We start from the raw sequence: 22,015 nt of genomic DNA on the forward strand, positions 1-22,015 counted from the left end.
GCGTCCCGGCCCGCCACCGACCCGCGACAGTCCGTCCGGCACCGACGGTGCGCCCGGGCCGTGATCCGGCCCGGGACGCAGCCGCCCTCGGCGCCGCGACCGCTCAGTGGACGCCGGGAGGGTTGGGGAAGTTGTTGAGCTGCAGCAGGTTCCAGCTCTGGTTCCCGGTGTTCCACGCCTCGTCGGTGGTGATGCAGTCCCACTGCTGGAGCCGGGCCTGCTGGACCGGTGTGCCGTTCGAGGCCGTCGCGTCCAGGCACCTGCCGGTGGCCCGGTTCTTCAGGATCATGGTCGTGGGGAAACACATACAGGTGTGCCCGACCCAGGCGGTGGTCCATTCGGCCGGCGCGTAACCGGCGTCGCAGTACGGGTACTGGAGGATGCCGGTGCCGTTGCCGTAGGTCCCCGAACGCCAGTCGAGCATCAGGCACTGGCCGGAGTGCCTGGCCTTGATCCGGAAATACCCGTTCCCGCTGTCGAGCAGCTCGTACTCCTGGGACGCACTGGCGTTGTTCGGCCACAGGAACACACCGGTGTACGGGTCGGCCGACGCCCACATGACGTCGGCACGGAGCCCGGTCCGGGCGTTCACGAGTTCGTAGCGGGTGGGTTCGGCCGCCTGCGCGGGCGTGGCGGCGAACGCCGCGAGGACGGCGAACGCCAGTGCCGCCACCAGGGCCGCCGGGGTGACCGGAGCGGGTCGGGCGGTCCTCCCGGAACCGCCGGTCCGCCGGGGACGGTGCATCCGCATGCTGTTCTCCTCCGTAGGTCTCGACCGGCAGGCGGACGAGGCTGGTCCGCCCGGTCCGCCCGGTCCGGCCGCGCCGGCCCGGACGGCCCCCACCCTGCCGCCACGGCCTGGGTACCGACCTTGCGCGCACCTTGTCGGGCACCTTGTCGACCACCTGGTCCGGCACCTGGTCGGGCACCTTGTCGCGCACCTGTCGGACACCTTGCGGGCACCTTGTCGGGCCCGCCAGCATGGACCGTGGGGATGTTTCGCACGGGCCGTCGACCGCACGGGGGGACATGTGGACATCCGGCTGCTGGGCGAGGTCGAGGTCCGGTCGGCGGGCCGGCCGCTCGGTGTGGGGACGCCGCAGCAGCAGGTGGTGCTCGCGGTACTGGTCGTCAACGCCCGAAGACCGGTCTCGATGGAGGCACTCGTCGACCGCGTCTGGGGCTACGACCCGCCCGCCGGCCCCCGGCCCGCGCTGTACGCCCACCTCAGCAGGATCCGCGGGCTGCTGAGACAGACCACCGCACCCGGTGGCGGGCCGGCCGCGCGGGTGGAGCGCCGCCACGCCGGCTACGTGCTGGAGATCGACCCCGAGCTGGTGGACCTGCACCGGTTCCGCCGGCTCGTCGAGCAGGGCGACGGCGCGCCGGACGACGACGCGACCGGGGCCTCGACACTCGCCGAAGCCCTGGCCCTGTGGCGGGGGGAACCCCTGGCCGGCCTCCCGGGCGCCTGGGCCGCACAGGTCCGGGCGAGCTGGCACCGGCGGCGGCTGGACGCCCTGGTCCGGTGGGCGCAGGCGGAGTTCCGGCTCGGCCGCCCCGCCGCGGTCATCTCCGCCGTACCGGATCTCACCGTCGAATATCCGCTGGCCGAACCCCTCGAATGCGTGCTGATCCGGTCGTTGCACGCGGCCGGGCGGGGTGCGGAGGCGCTGGAGCGGTACGGCGCGGTACGGCGACGGCTGGCCGAGGAACTCGGCACCGGGCCCGGTGCGGAGCTCCGCAGCCTGTACCGGACCGTCCTGACCGGGGACCGTCCTCCGCCCTGAACACCCGGGCGCCCGCGGCCCCGTCGACCCGGCACGGAGGCACGGAACGGGACCCCGGCGCGCGACACGCCGTGGTGGTGTCACTCGATGAGGTGACAGTGGAGGTCGGGACCTGGCCATCGCGGTGAGCGGATTCCTAGGCTTGGCATACCTGCTTCCTGACTGCTCGCCAGATCGACGCGTCCGGGAGGACGACCATGTCCGATCACGCACCCGAGCCCGCATCAATCATCGGCCACTCACCGTCCGCCGCTCCGACGGCGGGAGTCGGCGTCCCGGCACCGGGAGTCGGCGCCCCGGCGCCCGGAGTCGGCATCCCGGCCCCGGCCACTCCCCCGAGCGATCCCCCGCCCGTGCTGGCGCCCGCCTCGCGGCACATTCCCAAGGCCACCCTGGTAGCACTGGACATCGCGCCGCCGTCCGGCGGACAGGCGTTGCTCAAGCACAGCTTCGCCCACCAACTCGCCCTGCGGCCGGGCGAGGTGGAGGCCACCGCACGGGCCGCCGGCCAGCCGGGCGGGGCCGCGCTGGCCCGACTGCTCACCGGGTACGAGGAGGGTGCGGCGGATCCACCGGGGCCCGCGCCGTTCGCCCAGGTGCCGGTCGACGACCTCGTCGCGTTCGGCCTCGCGCTCGCGCAACTGCGCCGCACCACAAGCGGTTCGGCGACCGCGCACGCCGACCGCGCCGCCGTCGCCGTCCAGAGCCTGGTGTTCAACACCCGTTCCAGCCGCCTGAGCATGCTCAACCTGGAGCGCCTGGAGATGGCGCCGGCCGGCATCCAGCGCGGTGAGCTGATCGCCACCATTCCGCTGGCCCCGCTGGAGGAGACGGCCGTCACCCACAAGGAGTGGTCGGTCACCTCCCGGGAGTTCACCTCCATCGTGACGGACTCACTGGAGAGTTACAGCGAGACGGGAGTCACCGACAACACCGAGCTCTCCCAGTCCACCGCCAACCAGCAGCAGCACTCCAACCAGTTCAACATCACCGGTACGGTGTCCGGCGGCATTCCGGTGATCAACGGCTCGGCCTCGTCCGGGTTCACCGCCCAGGACAGTTCCTCCACCTCCGCGTCGGAGAGCCGCAAGCACGCCTCCGGACTGACCCAGAAGGCGTCCTCACGGGCCAAGCAGGAACACAAGGTCACCATCTCCACCCTGACCGTCACCGGCACCGAGGAGACCACCACCCGGACGGTGAAGAACCCGAGCCAGACGCAGGCGGTCCGGATCGACTACTTCAGCCTGCTGCGCACCTGGCGGGTCCGGCTGTACCGGTACGGGCTGCGGGCGGCCTACGACATCGTGGTCCCGGAGCCCTCCGCGGCGATCCGCAAGGACTACGTCGAACTGGCCGCGCTGCGGGCCGCACTCGGCCCGTTCGTCTTCAACCTGCCGCACGACGACATCACCGACGACGTCCGTCCGGCGGACCAGGCGCCCGGGTTCCCGCCGAACCGCAAGCACTACCGCTACCTCGGCGATCTGTACGGCGTGCAGGTTCCGGACCCGCCCGAGGCCACCAAGGAGCTCTTCCCCAACGACAACGTGCCGGCCGGCGGGGGCTGGCACTTCTACCCGATGCGCTTCCGGATCGAGGACGGCTACGCCGTCTCGGCCGTGACGGCGGAGTTCCACCTCGGCATGCTCAGCGACAATCCGCGGATGCACTACGGCGTGGAGGGCAGCGGCTTCGAGAGGGACTCCGGCGACCCCCTGCACGACGCCGTGGTGCTCAGCGATCCGCCGTACAACGCCTTCAAGGGCCGCACCGGCGAGCAGAACGTGCTGATCTTCCTCCACGACGTCGGGCCCGCCTGGGTGGGCCTGAAGATCACCACCGCCCGGACGCCCGAGCTGTTCTCCCGCTGGCAGTCCCAGGTGTGGAACATGCTGCACGACGCCGCGCAGACCAGGTACCTCGCCGAACAGCAGGACATCGCCAACCGGATCGCCGCACTGGAGGACCGCCTCGCCGGGGTGGACACCCTCACCCTGCGGCGCGAGGAGAACGACGAGATCATGAAGTGCGTGCTCCGCCATCTCCTGGGCACCGAGTACGAGTTCATGGCACCCGGCGCGGTGGACGCGCTCCGCGCGGCCGGCGTGGACACCGCGCACGGCGCCGGGTTCGCGCCTGGGGTGCTCAAGCCGCCGGACGGCGCCTGGGCGAGGCTGAGGCGTCACGAGGACCTGGTCCGTTTCGTCAACCAGGCCGTGGAGTGGGAGAACGTGGTGACCTTCCTCTACTCCTATTTCTGGGACGCCCCCGACTCCTGGGACTTCGTCCGGCACCTCCGCCATCCCGACCCCACCCGGCAGGCGTTCCTGCGGGCCGGCGGGGCGCGCATCGTCCTGACCATCCGCAAGGGCTGGGAGGACGCCTGGGTGCGCTTCTGCGAGGGCGGCTTCAAGGACGCCGACATCCCCGCCGACCACCCCTACCTGACCGTCGCCCAGGAGATCGCCGCCTACGACGACCGCTACTACCCCGGCATCCCGCCGGCCAATCCGGGCCGCGGCACCGTCCGGATCGAGGACACCGTGAGCACCGAGTGCTCGGCCGTCATCGGGCCCAACCCGGCCAATCCGGGGCTGCCGGTGACCATTGCGGTCACCTCCAGCCGGGGCTTCACCCCCGGCGCGCCGGTCGTGATCGACTCCACCCGCCACCGCGACCTCCAGGAGACCTGCACGGTCGTGGCGGTTCCCGACCCCGGCCGGCTGACCCTCGACCGGCTGCTGCACCGGCACGACGGCACCGTCACCCCGATCCCCGTCGTCCAGCCCGGGGAGAAGGGCGAGCTGATCGCCGAGTGGAACGAGTACACCCCCTCCTCCGGAACCGACATCCAACTCAACACCAATCTCCCGCAGATGAGCTGAGCCGGCGGAGGCCGCGCGCTGGAGGTCCTGATGGAGGTCGGGGTCAACTACCCCTGGATGCGCAACGACCCGATCACCATCGGGCCCAACATCCACGAGAAGGGCAGACCGCACCCGTGGCAGGCGCCGGGCTCCGACCTGGACCGCAACCTCGCCACCCTGCGCGGCCTCGGCGTCACCGTGGTGCGGATGTGGCTGATGGCGCACGGCGTCAACTACGACGGGACCGTCTTCTGCGTCAGCGCCCTCAACGGGGCTGCCCGCTGGCGGTTCGAACCGCCGAAACGGCTCCACCCGAAGTTCCTCGACGACGTGGAGGAACTTCTGGTGAAGTGCGAGAAGGCGGACCTGCGGATCATCCCGGTCCTCCTCGACTTCGGCTTCTTCGACGAGCCGGAAGCCTGGTCGCTGAAGTACTTCGGCCCCGGGCCACCCACCCCGACCGACCTCAACTACGGCCGCGGCCGGCGGGCCGTGGCCGAGGACCGCAACCTCCGGGCGACCTTCGTCGAGGGCACCGTCAAACCACTGGTCGCGGCGATCGCGAAGCACCGAAGGATCGTTCACGCCGTGGACGTCGTCAACGAGCCGTACTGGTGCGTCAGCCCGATCACGGGCGACCTCTTCGGCCAGTCCGTCAACCAGGACGCCCTCACCGCGCTCATGCGGGACTGCGTGGCGGCCGTGGAGGCGGCCGGGCTGCCGTCCACCGTCGGGCACCGCTTCCACCGGGACATCGCCAACGTCTTCGGCAGCGTCAAGGTGACCCGCCCGCAGTTCCACTACTACGCCTCGCTCCCGGGGGTGGACGCCCTGCCGGTGCTCTCCGGCCTGAGCGGCACGCGCCCGTTCCTCGGCGAGTTCGGCTGCATCACCGGCGGGGAGCTGGACGCCCTGCAGCGGGACGCCACCGCCCGGGGCGACAGGGTGGTGCTCGACCAGATCGGGCCGATGCGCCGGACCCAGAACCTCTGGCCGGTTCTCCAGCAGTCCCGCAAGACCCAGGCACCGGGCGCCGTTCTCACCGAACGCCTCGACTGGCTGGCCGACTTCGGCTACGAACTGGCCCTGGTCTGGCCGAACGCCGTCCTCCCCGACCCCAGTCGCGAGGACCTCAAGATCGATGCCCTCCGGCGCGCCCAGATCGCGGAGTTCACCCGTCGCCGCCCCGGCTGAGCCCTCCTCCGTCGTTGTGCGTACCGCACCCCGCCCCTGGACGGAGGGGCGGGGTGCGGACAACGAACGGGTCGCGGTCGCGGCTAACCGAGGCCGCGGGCGTCCTGCTTCAGCGCGGTGTCGACGGTCAGCGCGGTCGCCACGACGAGGCTGAGCAGCGGGTCCGACAGCGGTCGGTGGATCTGGAGCACGTAGTTGTCGGCCGTGGTGAACATCGTCTTCGCCAGGCCTTCCCAGGTCTTGGTGATCCGGGCGATCTCGGTGTCCGTCGCGTCGACGATGGAGAAGTTCCAGGCCCGCCAGTTCTCGGCCTTGACGGCGCCGACCTTCTGCCCGCCGACCTCCAGCGCGAAGTTGATCTTCCCGATCGCGTTCTGCTGGACGATCTGGCCGACCTCCTGACCGTTCGGAAGCTGCACGACCACCCGCGACTTGATGAACTTCGCCGGGCGGGTCAGCAGCAGCACCGGGGTGCCGTGCGCGTCCCGGATCTCGAGCTTGTGGGTCAGGTACTGGTCGAGCGAAGTGAGCAGCCGTATCACCTTGCGCAGCGCACTCTGTTCGACCTGGACCACCGAGCCCAGCGTGGCACCCTGCTGGTCGAAGACGGCGTACTCGTTAGTGAGTTCGATCAGCTTCGCCTTCTGGTTCACCACCAGGACGGGCTCGGAGAAGAGGGTGCCGCCGCCACCGGCGACCGGTCCGACACCGGCCTGCTGGTGCACCTGACGCTGCACCTTGGCGGAGTCGCCGACCGGAGCGGCCGGCTGCCCGGGGAAACCGGGAGTGTTCGTGTTCTGGGACATGGCGGGCAGGCTAGGGTCAAACCTCCCCGGCCCGCTATTTCGTTCGACCGCCCCCGGGTCGGCCGGGGCTGCGGTTCGCGCCGCCGACCTGCGGATTCGACCGCCACGGGGACCAGTTGACGGCCCCCCGAGGACGACGGTGTGTCCGATGTCACACCCGGGGCACTCCCGGTGCCGTTCATAGCTGCGGGCGTCGGCGGGAGCACCGCGGCTCCGTCGGCACCGGCCGGACGACCACAGCCGCCTCCGTCGACGGGGCGACCGACCGGGCCCGGCCTGCGGACGGCCCTGTGGTCGGATGCCGCGAATCCTGAAAGGCTTTCCATGGTGGGAAGTTGACATCACGGCTGCCCCACGTCCACCGTTCCGGCCCCGAACGACGAAACCGACCGGCTCCGCCCGACTCCGCCCGACACCGCCCCGCCGAGGTATCAGCATGCGTGTCCTGCACATCTCCGACCACGCCGACCCGATGGCCACCCCGGGAGGCGAGTTCTGCGGCGGACAGAACGTCTACGTCAGGGAACTCGCGAGACGACTGGCCGACGGCGGCTGCACTGTCGACGTCGTCACCCGCTGGGCGGACGGGCGGCTGGCCCGGCAGGAGGAGATAGCCCCCGGCGCGCGGACCGTCCGGGTACCGGCCGGACCGGTCGGACCACTGCCCCGCGAGCGGTTCGGCGACGTCCTCGACGAGTTCTGCGAGGGGGTGGTCCGGCTCCACCAGGAGGCGGGCGGGTACGACGTGGTGCACAGTCACTACTGGTACTCCGCCGCCGCCGCCCTGCGGCTGGGCGACCGCTACCCGGTGCCGCTGGTGCACACCCACCACTCCCTGGGAGCGGTGCGCCGGGCGGCGATCGGCCCGGGCACGGCGGACGGGGAGCACTTCGCGGCCAGGCACCGGACCGAACGCCGCATCGGCCTGCGCGCCGCCGCCGTCGTGGCCAGCAGCCCCGGCGAACTCGCCGACCTGCAAGAGCTCTTGGGAACGCCCCGGGACACCCTGCACATGGTGCCTCCCGGAGTGGACACCGCAGCCCCGACCCCGAGGGACCGGGCCCTTGCACGCGCCGAACTGGGCCTGCCGGTCGACGCACCGGTGATCCTGTTCGTCGGGCGGCTCGAACCGCGCAAGGGCTGGGAGGACCTCGTCCCCGCCTTCGCCCTCGTCCGGCGGGCGGTCCCCGCCGCGGTGCTGGTCGTCGTGGGCGGCGAGGAGCCGGGGCGGCGCACCGGCCCCGGACCGCTGGCGGAGCTGGTGGAACACCACGGGCTGACCGGGGGTGTGCACCTGCGCGGACCCGTCCCCCATTCGGCCACCGCCCGCTACTACGGTGCCGCCGACGTCACGGCCGTTCCCTCGCACTACGAGCCCTTCGGTCTGGTTGCCGTGGAGTCGATGGCTTGCGGCACACCGGTCGTCGCGGCGCGCGTCGGCGGCCTGCGCTGGAGCGTCGCCGACCCGCGCGTCGGGACACTGGTGCCTCCACGGAACCCGGCCGCGCTCGCGGCAGCGCTGGTCGACGTGCTGACCTCGGGCACGGCGGCGCGCCGACAGGCCTGCCTGGACCACGCCGGCAGCGTCTACGGCGCCCAACGGTGGGCCGACGACATCCGGGCGATCTACCACCGGGTCGCCGCCCCGCGCGACGGCCCGGCCGGGGAGGGCTGACCGCCCACCCGCCACCGCAGGCGACCGACCGTGTCCCCATGGGCCGCGCTTCAGCCGAGCACGGGCAGCCCGGAGTTCAACGCGGCCAGCAGCTCGTCGACCGAGTGCGCCACGGTGCGGCGCCGGGCAGCGGCCGCCCGCTCGGCGGGCGTCAGCCGGCCGAGCGCCGCCGCCCGGCGGATCGCCCGGCCCAGCGCGAGCGGGTCGTCGGGGCGGCACAGCACCAGCCCCCCGCAGTCGGACTCGGGCAGGCCGCCCAGGTCGCTCGCCACCACTCGGCATCCCGCGTGCTGCGCCTCGGCCGACAGAGTGCCGAACGGCTCCACCCACAGCGTGCTGTGGCTGGGCATCACGAGCACGTCCTGCGTCACCAGCAGCCGCGCCATCTCCCGTGGGGAGGTTCGTGGCGGCACGACCTCGATCATCGGATGGGCCCGCACCAGCGGCTCCACCAAGGCGTAGGCGGCGTCCTGGCTGCCCGCCAGCACCACCGTGAACGCGAAGTCCCGGTCCCCCGCGAAGGAGTGCAGGGCCTCGAACAGCGTGTAGACCCCCTTCTCCGGGCCGAGCCGCCCCGCGAACAGCACCCGCACCGGACCCGCACCGCGCTCCGGCTCCGGCTCGTTCGCGAACTCGGCGCCGGCGAACGGGTGGACGACCCCGATCCCGCCCGGGTCCAGACCCAGGAAGGCGGCCCACCCCCGGGCGGCGGCGGAGCTGGGCGCGAGCAACCGGTGCCCCGCGTACCCCTCCCGGTAGAACGCCCGGTCCCGGCCGACCAGCGGGAGGTTGTGCATCATCACGTGCGGCACCCGGACGGTCGGCAGCCGCAGCGGCTCGGTCGCCAGCACCACCTCGCCCTCCAGCAGGCCGACCTCGTCCGGAGTCGGGTAGCCGGTGAAGCGCACATCGGGCGCCCGTACCCGGCCGTCCTGCCCCCCGAGCCGGAACGTGACCACCTGGTTGTCGACGCCCCGGCGCGTCAACTCCCGGCACTGGCCCAGGGTGAAGGTCTCGGTCCCACCGCTTCCCGGCAGCAGCGGAAGCGGCGGGGTCCAGAACGAGGAAGGCGTCCAGACGTGGGAGATCACCCGACCACGATAGGCAGCCCGCCCCGGAGATGTCGGCGAAATGGCAAGCACGGAACCCGGGACCGCCCGCCCGCCGCGGCCTCGGTCCGGGGCCCCGGACCGAGGCCGACTACCCCGCGCGGAGCGCCCGGTGGGCGGCGATCAGCTCGCGGTACCAGGCGTAGGAGGCCCTCGGGGTGCGCTGCTGGGTGTCGAAGTCGACGTGGACGAGGCCGAAGCGCTGGTGGTAGCCCTCGGCCCATTCGAAGTTGTCGAGCAGGGACCAGGTGAAGTAGCCGCGGACGTCGACGCCCTCCGCCACGGCGTCGGCGAGGGCGTCGAGGTGGGTGGAGAGGTAGGAGACGCGGACGGGGTCGTCGGGGCCCTCGGTGGTGGAGCAGCCGTTCTCGGTGACGGTGACCGGTGGGAGGGCGGGGCCGTAGCGGTCGCGGAGGCCCACGAGGAGTGCGCGCAGGCCGTCGGGGACGATCGGCCAGCCGAAGGCGGTGTGCGGGACGTCGGGGATCTCGGCGAAGGCGAAGGGGAGGCCCGGGTCGGTGGGGGCGGCGATGCGGGTGGGGTTGTAGTAGTTGACGCCGAGGCCGGTGAGGGGGGTGGCGGTGATGAGGTCGAGGTCGCCGGGGCGGACGGCGCCGTGGAGGTCGGGGCCGGCGCCGAAGGCGGTGAGGTCGGGGTAGCGGCCGAGGAGCAGCGGGTCGGTGAACAGGCGGTTGTGGAGGGTGTCGTAGGCGTCGGCGGCGGCGAGGTCGGCGGTCGAGGCGGAGGCCGGTTCGACCGGGGTGAGGTTGTTGGAGACGAGGACGTCGAGGCCGCGCTCGTGGAGGAGGGAGGCGGCCAGGCCGTGGGCGAGGAGTTGGTGGTGGGCGACCGGGAGGGCGTCGAGCATCAGGGCGCGGCCGGGGGCGTGGATGCCGAGGGCGTAGCCGTAGACCATGTGCACGAAGGGCTCGTTGAGGGTGATCCAGGCGGGTACGCGGTCGCCGAGGCGGTCGGCGACGAGGGCGGTGTACTCGGCGAAGCGGTAAGCGGTGTCGCGGTTCAGCCAGCCGCCGGTGTCTTCGAGGGCCTGCGGGAGGTCCCAGTGGAAGAGGGTGGGGAGCGGGGTGATGCCCACTTCCAACAACGCGTCGACCAGGCGATCGTAGAAGGCGAGTCCGGCAGGGTTGACGGGCCCCGCGCCGGTGGGCCGGATCCGGGGCCAGGCGATGGAGAAGCGGTAGCCGTCGATTCCGAGGCCCTGCATCAGGGCGATGTCCTCGGCGTACCGGTGGTAGTGGTCGCACGCCACCGCACCCGTGTGCCCGTCCCGGACGGTACCGGGGCGGGCGGTGAAGGTGTCCCAGATCGAGGGGCCGCGGCCGTCCTCGTCGACCGCCCCCTCGATCTGGTGGGCGGCGGTGGCGACACCCCAGCGGAACCCCGCCGGCAGGTCGAAGCGATCCGGCATGGCAGCCTCCCGGGCGAAAATGTGAGGACTGCTCATGTTACCGACGTGGCGCCGTACCGCCAGAGGGCGGCGGTGGGCGGCGGTGGGCGCCGTGTCGGCCGTCAGACGGTGGCGGGGAGGTCCGCGGGTTCGAGCGTGGAGAGCTGGTCGGGGGTGGGGGTGACGGCCTCGGCCATCCGCTGGGCCTGGCGTTCGGTCATTTCCTGGAAGGTCTGGCGGGCCGAGCGGCCGTTGCCGAAGCCGGCGCCGCGCGGGAGCGTCTCGAAGTGGTGGAGCAGGCGCAGGCGCGCCGGGCCGGTCAGCTCGTAGCGGTGCTCGCGCGCCTGGTGCTCGACGATGGCCACCAGGTCGGCGGCGGAGTAGTCCTCGAACAGCAGGGTGCGGGTGAAGCGGGAGGAGAGTCCGGGGTTGGAGCCGACGAAGCGGGCCATGTCCGCCGGATAGCCGGCGGCGATCACCACCACGTCGTCGCGGTGGTCCTCCATCAGCTTGACCAGGGTCGCCACCGCCTCCAGACCGAAGTCGTGCCCACCGGACTCGGGGACCAGCGAGTAGGCCTCGTCGATGAACAGGACGCCGCCGAGCGCGCGGTTGAAGGCGGCCGCCGTGCGCGGGCCGGTGTGGCCGACGTACTCGCCGACCAGCGCGCTGCGGTCGACCTCGACCAGGTGGCCGCGGCGCAGCAGGCCGAGGGCCTTGAGCAGGCGGCCGTAGAGGCGGGCGACGGTGGTCTTGCCGGTGCCGGGGTTGCCGGCGAAGACGAGGTGGCGGCTGAGCGGCGGCGCGGGCAGGCCGGCCTCCTCGCGCAGCCGGACGGCCTGCATCAGCTTCACCATCGAGTGGACGTCGTGCTTGACCCGGTCCAGGCCGACCAGGGTGGCGAGTTCGGCCAGCAGGTCGTCCAGGTGCTCCTCCTCGGGCTCCGCCGTGGGGAGTTCGGCGGGCGCCGCGGCGGGCGGGAGGGGTACCGCCGGTACGGCGGGCAGGCCCGGCAGGACGGGTGCGGCGGGCGGCTGGGGTGCGCCGACGAAGGCGAGCGGGGCGCCGTCGACGTCGCACTGCTCCAGGACGGGGACCGCCGAGCCGTCGCCGCCGAACGCGGCCGGGCAGTCCAGCACCCGGCAGCGGCGCAGCCGCGGCGCGGCACCGGCCGCCAGGTGCAGGGCGGGCAGCCGGGTCCCGACCAGGTCGCAGGAGGTCAGCAGACCGCCCGCGCCCTCGGCGAAGTACACGCCGTTGCGGCCGGTGCCGTCGATCCGCAGGCGGCTGATCACCGGGCGGGCGCCGGTCCAGACGACCACGCCCGAGCCGCTGCCGCCCTCGACCGAACCGCCCTCCACCGTGGCCTCGGAACCGGAGTCGAGCAGGAGTCCGGCGGCGCCCGAGCCGGTGACCCGGTTGCCGGTCAGCACGGCGCGGCCGCCGGAGGAGACCTCGAGGCCGGCCCGGGCGGCTCCGACGACCGTGGTGCGGTCGATCCGGGAGCCGGCCGGGGAGGCGACGGCGACCCCGGTGTGCGCGGTGTCGATCCGGCAACCGGTGACGGTGGCCCGGGCCTCGTCGGTGACGGCGACGCCGGTCAGGACGATCTCGCCGACCGTGCTGTCGGTGAGGCCCAGCACGGCCGAGCCCGCCACGTGGAAGCCGTGCTCGGCGCCCCGGCGCACCCGGCAGTCGGTGAACGCGGCCTCGGCCCGGTCGGCGAGGTGGACGGCGCTGAACCCGGAGTCCTCCAGCCGGCAGTCGGTGAGCCGGGCGCGGGCCGTGCCGGTGGCGAGCAGCCCGTTGGCGCCCGGGGCGGTCACGGTGCAGCCGTCGGCGGTCAGCCGGGCCGCGTCCTGGAGCACCAGGGCACTGGCGGCGGGGCGCAGCACCCGGGTGTCGGTCAGGTCGGCGTGGGAGTCGCCGCCGAGGTGGAGGCCCGCGGTCCCGGGCGTCTCGATCCGGGTGTTGGTGACCAGGGCGTGCGCGGTGTCCTCCAGCAGCAGCCCGGCGCGGCCGGGCGAGGTCAGCCGGGATTCCGTCATCCGCAGCCGGGACCTCCCGCGCAGCCGGACCCCCGAGCCGGTGGTGGACTCCAGGCGCAGGCCGGTGACGTCCAGCCGGGCGGTGCCGGCGAGCACCGCGCCCACCCCGTCGACGTCGGCGACGGTGGTGGACTCGATCCGCACCCGGGCACCGCCGGACAGGCGCAGGGCGGCGTGCCGGGCGCCGGTCAGCCGGCAGTCGCGCAGCAGGACGGCGGAGGTCCCCTCCTCGCCCTCGCGGAAGTCCCCCGGCTCGGCGCCCTCGGGCCCGCGGACCTCGATCCGGCCGCCGGTCACGGTGCAGCGGTCGAGCACGAGGCCGGCCCCGGCGGTGACGGTGACGGCCGGGTCCCCGGGGTCGGCGCCCTCCAGGTCGAGGCCCCGGAGCAGGCAGTCGGGGCCGAGGACGCGGAGCGCCGGGGCGCCGCCCGGCGGGGCCGCGAGCACCACTGTCCCGGGGCCCTGCTCGGCGACCAGGACGACCCGGCGGGCCAGTTCGAGCGACTCCTGGTAGCGGCCGGGCGCGACGACCACGGTGTCACCGGGCTGCGCGGCCCGCAGGGCGTCGGCGACGAGGCGGTGGGCACCGCGGCCGCGCGGGCCGACGGCGTGGGTCCGGGTGGTCGTCCGGTGGGGCATCAGGGCTGCTGTCCTTGCTTCGGTGCGGGGCGGGCAGGCGGGAAGGCGGGAAGGCGGGCGGGGCTACGGGCACGGTCTCGGGGCCGGGCCGGGCCGGGTCACGGGCCGGGCTACCGGAACCGGCCGGAGCCACGGGGCGGGCGGGGTCACGGGGCGGGCGGCGGTGCGGGGGCGGGGGCGGGCAGGGGTGCGCGGTACCAGGCGGGGTTGATGCTCGCCCGGTAGGCGTTGGTCAGCCAGAGCGAGGTGACCGTCTTCTCGAAGATCTTGAACGGGAGCTGGAGCCAGAACTCGGCGAAGCCCTGGCGGTGGAAGAAGCGGCTGCCGCCGCCGGCGATGACGGCGTTCTTGGCGAGCGCCGCGCTGCTCGCGGTGGTGAGGCCGGCCAGACCGGCGATACCGCCGTCCAGGAAGGCGTCCATGCCGCTGAGCACGTGGGTCTTGCCGTCGGCGCCGGTGACGCCCCAGACGGAGGCGTTCATCGCGCCGTTGACCCAGCCGACGACGCCGCCGAGCGCCGCGTTGTAGAAGAAGTCGTAGGTGCCGCCGCGCCAGCGGGTCGGGGTCTCGTTGCCCGCCCACTCGTTGGCCCAGTGCTTGTCGTGGTTGTTCGGGTGGCGTCGTTCGTGCTTGCCGCCGTCGACGTTGCCGAACACCGACTTGGGGCCGCCGGCGGCACTGCCGCGCAGTTCGTGCATGCCGGTGGAGACCAGGCTCTTGACGCCCGCCCCGACCGCCGCGTTGGCGAAGGACTTGAGCACGTCCTTGCCGGTGAAGGGCTTGTTGTTGGCGGCGGCGACGATGCCGTTGACGGCCAGGTTGGCGCCGAACTCCAGCACGAACTCCTGGCCGAACTCCAGCGCGACCTTCTTCGCCAGCACCTTCCAGTAGGGCTGGTAGAGGGCCTCGCCGAGCGGGACCGCCCCGTTGCGCGCCGCCGGCAGCCCCGGCACGCCGGCGAGGGCGTTCTGCATCAGCGGCACCCGCACCTCGACCGAGTCGCCCCAGGGCAGCCGGTTGGCCTCGCGGACCCGCCGGCCGAAGCCGCGGATCTCGGTGAGCGGGCCGCGGAAGTCGTACTCGTTGCCGGTGACCCGCAGGTTGCCGCCGGGCCCGGTCTCCCAGACCAGACCGCTGTCGGTGCGCTGGGCGACGATCCGCTGGTGCTGGTCGTAGCGGCGCCACTGGCCGCGCCAGGCGTCCTTCTCCAGGAAGGTGCCGTCACCGAGCGGCTTGCGCTCGCGGACCACCGCGCCGTGGTCGAACTCCTTCCAGCTCCCGGCGGGGTGCGGGGCGTTGCCACCGGGCACGTACTGGCGCACCCGCAGCGGCCCCTCGCCGAGCGCGAGGTGCGGGGGCACTTCGCGCAGGGTGAGCGCGGGGCCGCCGGCGGCCGGGCGGAACTCGTCGCGGAAGTGCCGGGTCCCGGCCGTCCAGCCGTCCTGCCAGGCCCGGGTGTCGGCGTTCCACCAGCGGCGCACCTGCTGCCCGGCGCCGAAGTCGACGGCGGTGCCGTTCGCCTCGTACTTGGCGGTGTGCCAGCGCTGCCCGCCGCCGGGCGGGGCCGCACCCCGCCAGGAGTCGACCCAGCGGCCGCCGTCCAGCATGTTGCGCTCGCGGAGCAGCGCGCCGCCCGCGTCGAAGTCCCGGAAGGAGTCGTCCCAGGGCAGCCGGGGGTCGTCGGAGCCGCGGAAGAACTCGCGGCGGCCGGTGGTCCGGTTGCCGAGGTGGTCGGTGGCGGTCCAGGTCCACCGGCCGGAGTCCGGGCGGCCGGCGCCGGTGACCTCGATCCGGTTGGCCTGGGGATCCTGCCAGATGTCGTGGCTGCCGGTCAGGTTGCCGTGCGCGTCCCGCTGGACCCAGGCGTGGGTGCCCCGGCCCTGGACGTTGGCGGTCGCCGGGTCCACCTGGGGCGGCACCCGGTACTCGCGGACCGAGCCGTCGGCGAAGCCCTCCCGGGCGACCTGCCAGTTGGCGCCGCCGTCCGGGCTGAACCGGTCCTGCCACACGGGGTGGTCGCGGCCGGCCCCGGCGGGCGGGACCACCTCGGCCCGGTAGCCGCGGCGGCCGGGCTCCTCCCAGGGCAGGTGCGCCGCGTTGGTGGGCGGGTACGCGGGCGGGTTGGCGTGGTCGCCGACCTTGAGCGTGGTGCCGCCGTGCAGCTTCCCGGTGGAGCGGACGAAGCGGCCGTCGGCCCCGAGGTCGACGGCGGCCCCGTCCATGCCGACGTAGCGGACGCCTCCGCCCGGGTTGACGCCGCCCGCCTTGTCCCACAGGAAGACCTGGTAGCGGGTGTCGTCGGCGAGGTGCGCGGCGACGCCCTGCGGCCCGCCGGCGCCCACCAGGTGCCGGCGCACCCACACCGGCGGGCGCTGCTCGGACCAGCGGCTGGTGGTCAGCACCCCGTTGTCGGTGGCCAGGACCTCGCGCTTGCCGACCTCCTTGCCGTGCGGGGAGTGCCGCTCCCAGGTCTGCCGCACGCCGCCGCCCTGCCAGGTGTGCTCCAGGAACTGGCCGGCCTTGCCGGGGCCGTGGCCCATCCCCCACTGCTTCTGCACCAGGGTGCCGTCGGCCAGCCGGTCGGTCCAGCCGGCGTCGCGGTGCTGGGTGCGCGGGCCGTGGGCGAGCTCCTGGCCGGCGCCGTCGAAGCGGTGCCAGGTCCAGCTGCGGTCGGCGTTGCGGACGGCGAGGGTGTGGCCGGTGACCCCGCCGGTCTTCTGCAGCCCGTCCCGGTACTCGTGGACAGGGTTGCCGCGGTGGTCGAGGTCCCGCCAGCCGAAGCCTGAGGTGTCGTAGCGCCGGGTGCCGTGCGCGCCGAGGCCGCCGGCGGCGTCCCACTGCGTCCAGACCGTGCGGCGGTCGAGGTCGCCGAACAGCAGGGTGTCGGTGCGGCGGAAGGAGTCCAGCAGGCCGCCGCCGGGCAGCACCCGGCGTTCGAACACCTCGACCGGCGTGTAGGTGGAGGAGAGCAGCCGGATCCGGTCGCCGCCACCGGTGATCTCCACCCGGCCGTGGTGGAAGGCGCCGGTGCCGGCCGGCGGCGGCACGGCGGCGGCCGGGTGCGGCTGCCGGCTCCAGGTCGCGCCGGCCGCCGGGGTGCGGTCGACGACGTACTGGTGGTCGGTGCGCCGCCCGCCGTCGACGACGTTGAACCCCTGGTGGGTGATCCGTCCGTCACCCGGCGCGTGGGCGGTGAACTCGCCGTGCCGGGGGCCGTTCGGCCGGTCGACGGAGACCTGGAGGCCGCCGTCGGCGCGGACGGTGACGGCCCGTTCGGGGATCCGCGCGCCCGCCGCGTTCTCCAGGTGGCCCGGGAGGGCGGCGCCGCCGGGGCCGGGCGGCGGCAGCACGGCGAAGGTCCGGTCGGGATTGCCGTCGGGGCCGCGCAGCGCGGTGCCGGTCTCCAGCCGGCCGCCGTCGGCGCCGTAGCGGACGAAGCCGTTGTCGGCGGCGGCGTCGGTGACCTGGAAGCCGCCTCCGGGCCGGTCGGCGGCGGTGAGGTTGGGCACCGGCGTGCCGGTGGCGTCCAGGACCTCCAGGGTGCGCGGACCGCCGGGCGGGGTGTGGACCACCACCCATTGGTCGAGCGCGCCGCCGCCGGGCGCGTGCAGCCGGGCGGCGTCGTCGGTGAGGCGCCCGGCGTCGTCGAAGACCCGGTAGGAGCCCCCCGCGACGGTGACCCGCAGACCGGCGCCGTCGGCGGTGACCACCCGGGTGGCGTCCGGTTGGAAGGCGGCGTCCAGCCAGGCCGGCTGCCCGCCGGGCGCCGGGTGGCCGGGCGCGGGCACCGGGCGCTCCAGGTGGCCCACCACGGCACCGTTGCCATCGAGTAGTTGCCGCCCGCCGGCGGTCGGCGTGCCGTCGGCGGCGAACCGCTCGTACGGGACGCCGCCGCCCGGGACGGTGGGCGCGCCCTCGACCCGGAACCCGCCGCCGGGGTGCGCCACCACGCGCTCGGGCAGTGCGCCGCCGGCCGCGTCGGTGAGCGCGTGCCCGCCGCCCTGCGGCACGACGAACCGGCCGCCGCGCAGTCCGGCCCCGTCCGCGAGGGCCACGCCGCTCTCGACCACCGCGCCCTGCGGCGTGTACCGCGTCGACCCACCCGACACCGGATCGGTGACGCGCCAACCACCGCCCGCCAGACCCTCCCCGGACAGACCCGTCGGTCCGCCCGTCACGTCCGTGACCCTCGGCGGGTTCCCCTCCAGGAACCGGGCGCCCCGGACCCCGGCCCCGTCCGCCAGCGCGACCCCGCTCTCGACCACCGCGCCCTGCGGCGTGTACCGCGTCGAGGCACCGGACGCGGGATCCGTCACCCGCCAGCCGCCACCGGTCAGGCCCTCGCCCGACAGGCCCGGCACCGCCGCCCCCGACACGTCCGTCACCCGCGGCGGCGCACCCTCCAGGAACCGCGCACCCCGGACGCCGGCGCCGTCGGCCAGCGCCACACCGCTCTCCACCACCGCACCCTGCGGCGTGTACCGCGTCGACCCACCCGACACCGAGTCGGTGACACGCCAACCGCCACCCGCCAGACCCTCCCCGGACAGACCCGGCACCGCCGCACCCGACACATCCGTCACCCGCGGCGGAGCCCCCTCCAGGAAGCGCACGCCGCGCACCCCCGCCCCGTCCGCCAGCGCCACACCACGCTCCACCTGGAGACCGTCCGCGCCGAAGCGCACCGAACCGCCCGACACCGCCTCCGTGACCCGCACCCCGCCGCCCACGACACCTACCGCCGAGGAACCCGGTACCACTGCCCCCGCGACGTCCGTCACCACGAACCCGCCGCCCTGGCGCATCGCGAAGCGGTGGCCGCGCAGGCCCGCGCCGTCGCCCAGGGCCAGGCCCTCGGCGCGGAAGGCCCCGCCGTTGTCGAACAGCGCCGAGCGGCCGGAGACCGGGTCGGTGACCCGCAGGCCGGCGCCGCCGGGCAGTTCGGTGAGGGTGTGTCCGCCGCCGGACAGCGAGCGGGTGACCGTCCCGTTGTCGTGCCCGAGCAGCAGGACCGGGCCGAACGCCGTGCCGTCGCCGCGCAGCAGCGGACGGCCTTCCTCCACCAGCCGGCCGGCGTGGTCGAAGCCTCGGTGGCCGCCGGTGGCGGGGTCGCGCAGGTCGAAGCCGCCGCCGGGGCGCGGGGCGGCCTGGAGGCCGGTCGCGCCGTTGGGGTCGAGCACCCGGTGGGTGGCCGCGCCCTGGGCGTCGAAGTCGGTGTGCACGCGCAGGCCGGCCGGGCCGCCGTCGAGGCCGGTGAGCGGCAGGTCCTCGGCGATCAGGCGGCCGCCGCCGTCGTAGGACTGGGTGGTGCCGAGCCGGGTGTCGTGCAGGTCGAAGCCGCCGCCGGGACGGGGCGTCGGCTGCAGCATCGGGTCGGGCACGTCGTGGGCGTCGAGCACCCGGTGCACGGTTCCGTTCGGGGTGACGGTGGACTCGACCCGCAGGCCGTTGGGGCCCGCCGTGCCCTGGTCGGCGAGCGCGAGCACGACGGGCTGCGGCGCGGGCGGCTGCGGCTGGACGTGCTGCGGTGGGACGTGCTGCGGGCCCTGGCCGTGCGGGGCCGGACCGGGCTGGGGCACGAGCTGGGGCTGCTGTCCGATGTGCGGGGGCACCCCGCCGCCGCCGTCCGAGCCGCCGAGCAGCCGGGGACGCTCGCGCAGGCTGTCGGCCGTCAGCGCGGCCAGGTCGCGGTCCATCCGGGCGGGGTCGATGCCCAGGCCGGTGACCCGGTCCAGGGCCACGTCGACCTTGAACGCGGCCGCGTCCACCGACGCCTCGGCGTGGATCACCACCGGGCTGGGGCGGGAACCGCCGCCGGGGCGCGCCCGCAGGTCGGCCAGCAGGCGTTCGGCCCGGCCGAGGTCGTGCCGGGCGAGGGTGAGGTCGGCCCAGGCGTCCAGCCGGGCGCCGCGGCCGGGGTCGTCGCTCGCGCCGAACAGCCCGGCCACCCGGTCGGCCTGCTCGCGCCAGAGCCGGTCCAGCTGGGCGCCGGTCAGCCGCTCGGGGCCGCCGTGTCCGCCGGTACCGGGCACGGTCGGCAGGTCGTGCGCCGACCCGGCGGCCGGGTGCGCCGGGCCGACCGGCGGCAGCGGCGCCACCGGGCCCTGGGCCAGCGGCGTGACGGGCGGCAGCGGCGTCGAACCGAGCACGGCGGGCGGCAGCGGGGCGGGTGCCGCCGGGACCGGCCCGGCGAGCCCCTGGACCGGGCCGTGCCCGTGTCCGGGGCCGGGCTGGAGCAGTCCGAGCGCCTCGTCCACCCGGCCGAGGCCGCCGTGCGCCCCGGCCCCGCCGAGGTCCGTGACACCGCCGGGGCCGGGCACGCCGACCAGCGCGGTGGGCGGGGTGACGGCGTGCACCGGCGGCAGCGCCGGGGCCGGGCTCGCGGTGACCCGGGGCGCCGCGAACTCCCCCAGGTGCAGGTTGACCTGACTGGCCGCCAGGGCCCGGGTGCTGTGGTCGCCGAGGTTCCCGCCCGCGGTGAAGACCGGAGCGTCGGCCCGGTTCAGCGGGGAGCCGGTGGCCAGCAGGTCGAGGGCGCCGTTCAGGTGCGCGCCGGGGCCGGTCGTGCCGAGACCGGGGACGGTCACGGCACCCGTGACGGCCGAGGGCAGACCCGTGCCGCCGCCGTGCAGCGCGGCGGTCGGGAGCGTACCGGTGGTCAGGTGCGGTACGGCGGCGGCGGACGGGGTGAACAGGTCGGCCGTGTGCACGGCCGGGGCGGCCGGGGAGGCGGTGTGCAGCGCGCCGGTGCCGAGGGCGGCCGGCGCACCCCCGGCCTGGTGCAGGGCGAGCGCCTGGGTCTGGAGGTTCGGGGCGTGGGCGGTGGCGGGAGCACCGACGGTGAGGGTGTCGGCCAGGTGCACGGGGGCGGGGGTCGGGGCACCGGTGAGTCCGCCGATCCCGTGCAGGCCGCCGGGGGCGGCGCTGACGCCGAGTCCGGTCTCCACGTGCAGTCCGCCCGGGGTGACGACGGTGCCGCCGGCCCAGCTGCCGACCGGGCGCAGCTCGCGGATCGGGGTGTCGAGCAGCGCGTCCAGCCGGCGGACGGCGTCCGGGGCGATCGAGAGGCGGTCGGCCAGGTCGTTGTGCAGGCGGAAGTCGGACGGCCGGGTGTAGGAGAGGCCGGAGCCGGACGGTTCCAGGTGCGGGATCTCCAGCCGCCGCGGCCCGGCCCAGTCGCCGACCCTGACCTTCGCCAGATCGGTGCGGGAGAGGTCCACCAGGGCATCGACCTTGTGCACCGGCGGCGGCACCGGCACGGCGGCGGCGGTCCGCCCGGCGGTGCCGAGCAGCGGGGCGCCGTAGCGGAAGTTGCCGAGGACCCCGCGCTCCCAGAGGCCGATCCGCAGGGCGCCGCGCAGCCCGTACCGGCCGATCTCGGCCGCGTCGACGGGCAGCACCAGGCGCAGCCATTTGGCGCCGCCGAGCTGGGCGCGCGCGAAGTCCCAGGAGGCGGACCCGGCCAGCCGGAGGTTGGCCGGCAGTCCGCGGACCAGGGCGGGCAGGCCCTTGACGCCGTTGACCACGGCGATGCCGCTCGCCCGGAAGGTCACCCCGGCGAAGTGCGGCAGCCTGGTGACCCCGTTCAGCACCCAGAGGCCGCCCGCCTTCACCCAGCCGCCGGTCATCCGGGCGAGGTCGGCGAGGCCCGGCAGGAAGGCGAAGGCGTGCGAGCCGCCGCCGGTGAAGACGCCGCGGAAGAAGCCCCCGACGGCCTGGGCGACGCCCTTGATCCCGGTCCAGGTGAACTTGGCCCCGGCGCTGATGAGTTTGAGCAGCGGCAGGCCCTTGGTGGTGGGGGCGATCATGCCGAGGCCGGACAGGAAGAGGTCGAGCGCGCTGGCCTTGCCCTGGGAGAAGTCGACCGCGGTCTTCACGAAGATCGCCAGGTTGACGCCGATGGCGAGCAGCGCGATCGGCCCGCCGAAGATCAGCGCGGGCAGGATCAGCGCGATCGCCAGCCACTGGAAGGCCTCCCAGAACAGGTCGCAGTCGGAGACCGGCTGCTTGATCCCGCGGGCGGCGCTGCTGAGGGCCGATCCGGCGGTGCGGCCGGCCTCGTCCTGGGCGGTGCCGGCCTGACGGGCGGTGCTCGCCAGGTCGGTGCGCCGGGTGTCGTCCTCGGCCAGGCCGCGGCCCTGGGAGAGCGCGTTGTCGGCGCGCCACTGCTGGTCGCGGACCACTCCGGCGTAGGTGGTCAGGGCCCGCGCCGAGTTCTCGAAGCCGTCGGCCACCGACTGGACGAAGGCCCGCAGCGGCCCGCTGATCTTGTCCCGGAGGGCGTCCGCCGTCTGCCCGGTGAACGCGCCCTGGCCGGTCTTGTCGAGCACGGCGGCGAGGGCGTCGTCGATCTCCCGGGCGGTGCGGCCGAGGTCGGCCAGGGAGCGCTGCACCTCGTCGATCCGGTCCGGGTCCCCCGGTGTGGGGTCGGCGGACAGGCCGATCGCGTTCCAGTCGGTCGGACGCTGGGGCACCG

At 74.7% G+C, this 22,015-nt stretch carries 10 protein-coding genes; 4 read left to right on the plus strand and 6 right to left on the minus strand.

Annotated elements, in window-relative coordinates; translation table 11 throughout:
• Nucleotides 1-103 precede the first annotated feature (103 nt).
• Nucleotides 104-751, minus strand: a complete 648-nt coding sequence (locus tag ACIPYS_RS16250) for an RICIN domain-containing protein (protein WP_093859182.1) — start codon at nucleotides 749-751, stop codon at nucleotides 104-106.
• A gap of 280 nt (nucleotides 752-1,031) precedes the next feature.
• On the opposite strand from ACIPYS_RS16250, the gene ACIPYS_RS16255 reads away from it, so the two are divergent.
• From ACIPYS_RS16255 to ACIPYS_RS16265, 3 genes are all read left to right on the plus strand, one after another.
• Nucleotides 1,032-1,790 carry a BTAD domain-containing putative transcriptional regulator gene (locus ACIPYS_RS16255; protein ID WP_093859183.1) on the plus strand — a complete coding sequence of 253 codons (759 nt, stop codon included), beginning with the start codon at nucleotides 1,032-1,034 and terminating at the stop codon, nucleotides 1,788-1,790.
• 353 nt (nucleotides 1,791-2,143) lie between these two features.
• A complete protein-coding gene (locus ACIPYS_RS16260; protein WP_400746692.1) occupies nucleotides 2,144-4,678 on the plus strand; it encodes a hypothetical protein in 2,535 nt (844 codons plus the stop codon).
• A 30-nt stretch (nucleotides 4,679-4,708) separates the two neighbouring features.
• On the plus strand, nucleotides 4,709-5,854 hold the full coding sequence (locus tag ACIPYS_RS16265; RefSeq protein ID WP_400746694.1) for a hypothetical protein: 1,146 nt from the start codon (nucleotides 4,709-4,711) through the stop codon (nucleotides 5,852-5,854).
• 83 nt (nucleotides 5,855-5,937) lie between these two features.
• On the opposite strand, the gene ACIPYS_RS16270 is transcribed toward ACIPYS_RS16265, so the two are convergent.
• Nucleotides 5,938-6,756, minus strand: a complete 819-nt coding sequence (locus tag ACIPYS_RS16270) for a phospholipid scramblase-related protein (RefSeq protein ID WP_400746940.1) — start codon at nucleotides 6,754-6,756, stop codon at nucleotides 5,938-5,940.
• 340 nt (nucleotides 6,757-7,096) lie between these two features.
• On the opposite strand from ACIPYS_RS16270, the gene ACIPYS_RS16275 reads away from it, so the two are divergent.
• Nucleotides 7,097-8,335: a glycosyltransferase gene (locus tag ACIPYS_RS16275; RefSeq protein ID WP_400746697.1), complete on the plus strand. Its 1,239-nt coding sequence runs from the start codon at nucleotides 7,097-7,099 to the stop codon at nucleotides 8,333-8,335.
• A gap of 50 nt (nucleotides 8,336-8,385) precedes the next feature.
• On the opposite strand, the gene ACIPYS_RS16280 is transcribed toward ACIPYS_RS16275, so the two are convergent.
• From ACIPYS_RS16280 to ACIPYS_RS16295, 4 genes are all read right to left on the minus strand, one after another.
• Nucleotides 8,386-9,426, minus strand: a complete 1,041-nt coding sequence (locus ACIPYS_RS16280; RefSeq protein ID WP_400746700.1) for a glycosyltransferase family 4 protein — start codon at nucleotides 9,424-9,426, stop codon at nucleotides 8,386-8,388.
• Nucleotides 9,427-9,535: 109 nt separating this feature from the next.
• The gene (locus ACIPYS_RS16285; RefSeq protein ID WP_400746703.1) at nucleotides 9,536-10,873 is read right to left on the minus strand and encodes a GH1 family beta-glucosidase; all 1,338 of its coding nucleotides are present in this window, start codon (nucleotides 10,871-10,873) and stop codon (nucleotides 9,536-9,538) included.
• Nucleotides 10,874-10,974: 101 nt separating this feature from the next.
• Nucleotides 10,975-13,539, minus strand: a complete 2,565-nt coding sequence (locus tag ACIPYS_RS16290) for a right-handed parallel beta-helix repeat-containing protein (RefSeq protein ID WP_400746705.1) — start codon at nucleotides 13,537-13,539, stop codon at nucleotides 10,975-10,977.
• Nucleotides 13,540-13,685: 146 nt separating this feature from the next.
• Nucleotides 13,686-22,013: a putative T7SS-secreted protein gene (locus ACIPYS_RS16295; RefSeq protein ID WP_400746708.1), complete on the minus strand. Its 8,328-nt coding sequence runs from the start codon at nucleotides 22,011-22,013 to the stop codon at nucleotides 13,686-13,688.
• Nucleotides 22,014-22,015 lie beyond the last annotated feature (2 nt).

This window comes from Kitasatospora sp. NPDC089913 (genome assembly GCF_044748625.1).
GTDB lineage: Bacteria > Actinomycetota > Actinomycetes > Streptomycetales > Streptomycetaceae > Kitasatospora.

Bases quoted from the DNA above. Each gene is read 5' to 3' on its own strand.
- ACIPYS_RS16265 (WP_400746694.1), top strand. From the start codon at position 4,709: ATGGAGGTCGGGGTCAACTACCCCTGGATGCGCAACGACCCGATCACC.
- ACIPYS_RS16250 (WP_093859182.1), bottom strand. From the start codon at position 751: ATGCGGATGCACCGTCCCCGGCGGACCGGCGGTTCCGGGAGGACCGCC.
- ACIPYS_RS16275 (WP_400746697.1), top strand. From the start codon at position 7,097: ATGCGTGTCCTGCACATCTCCGACCACGCCGACCCGATGGCCACCCCG.
- ACIPYS_RS16285 (WP_400746703.1), bottom strand. From the start codon at position 10,873: ATGCCGGATCGCTTCGACCTGCCGGCGGGGTTCCGCTGGGGTGTCGCC.
- ACIPYS_RS16290 (WP_400746705.1), bottom strand. From the start codon at position 13,539: ATGCCCCACCGGACGACCACCCGGACCCACGCCGTCGGCCCGCGCGGC.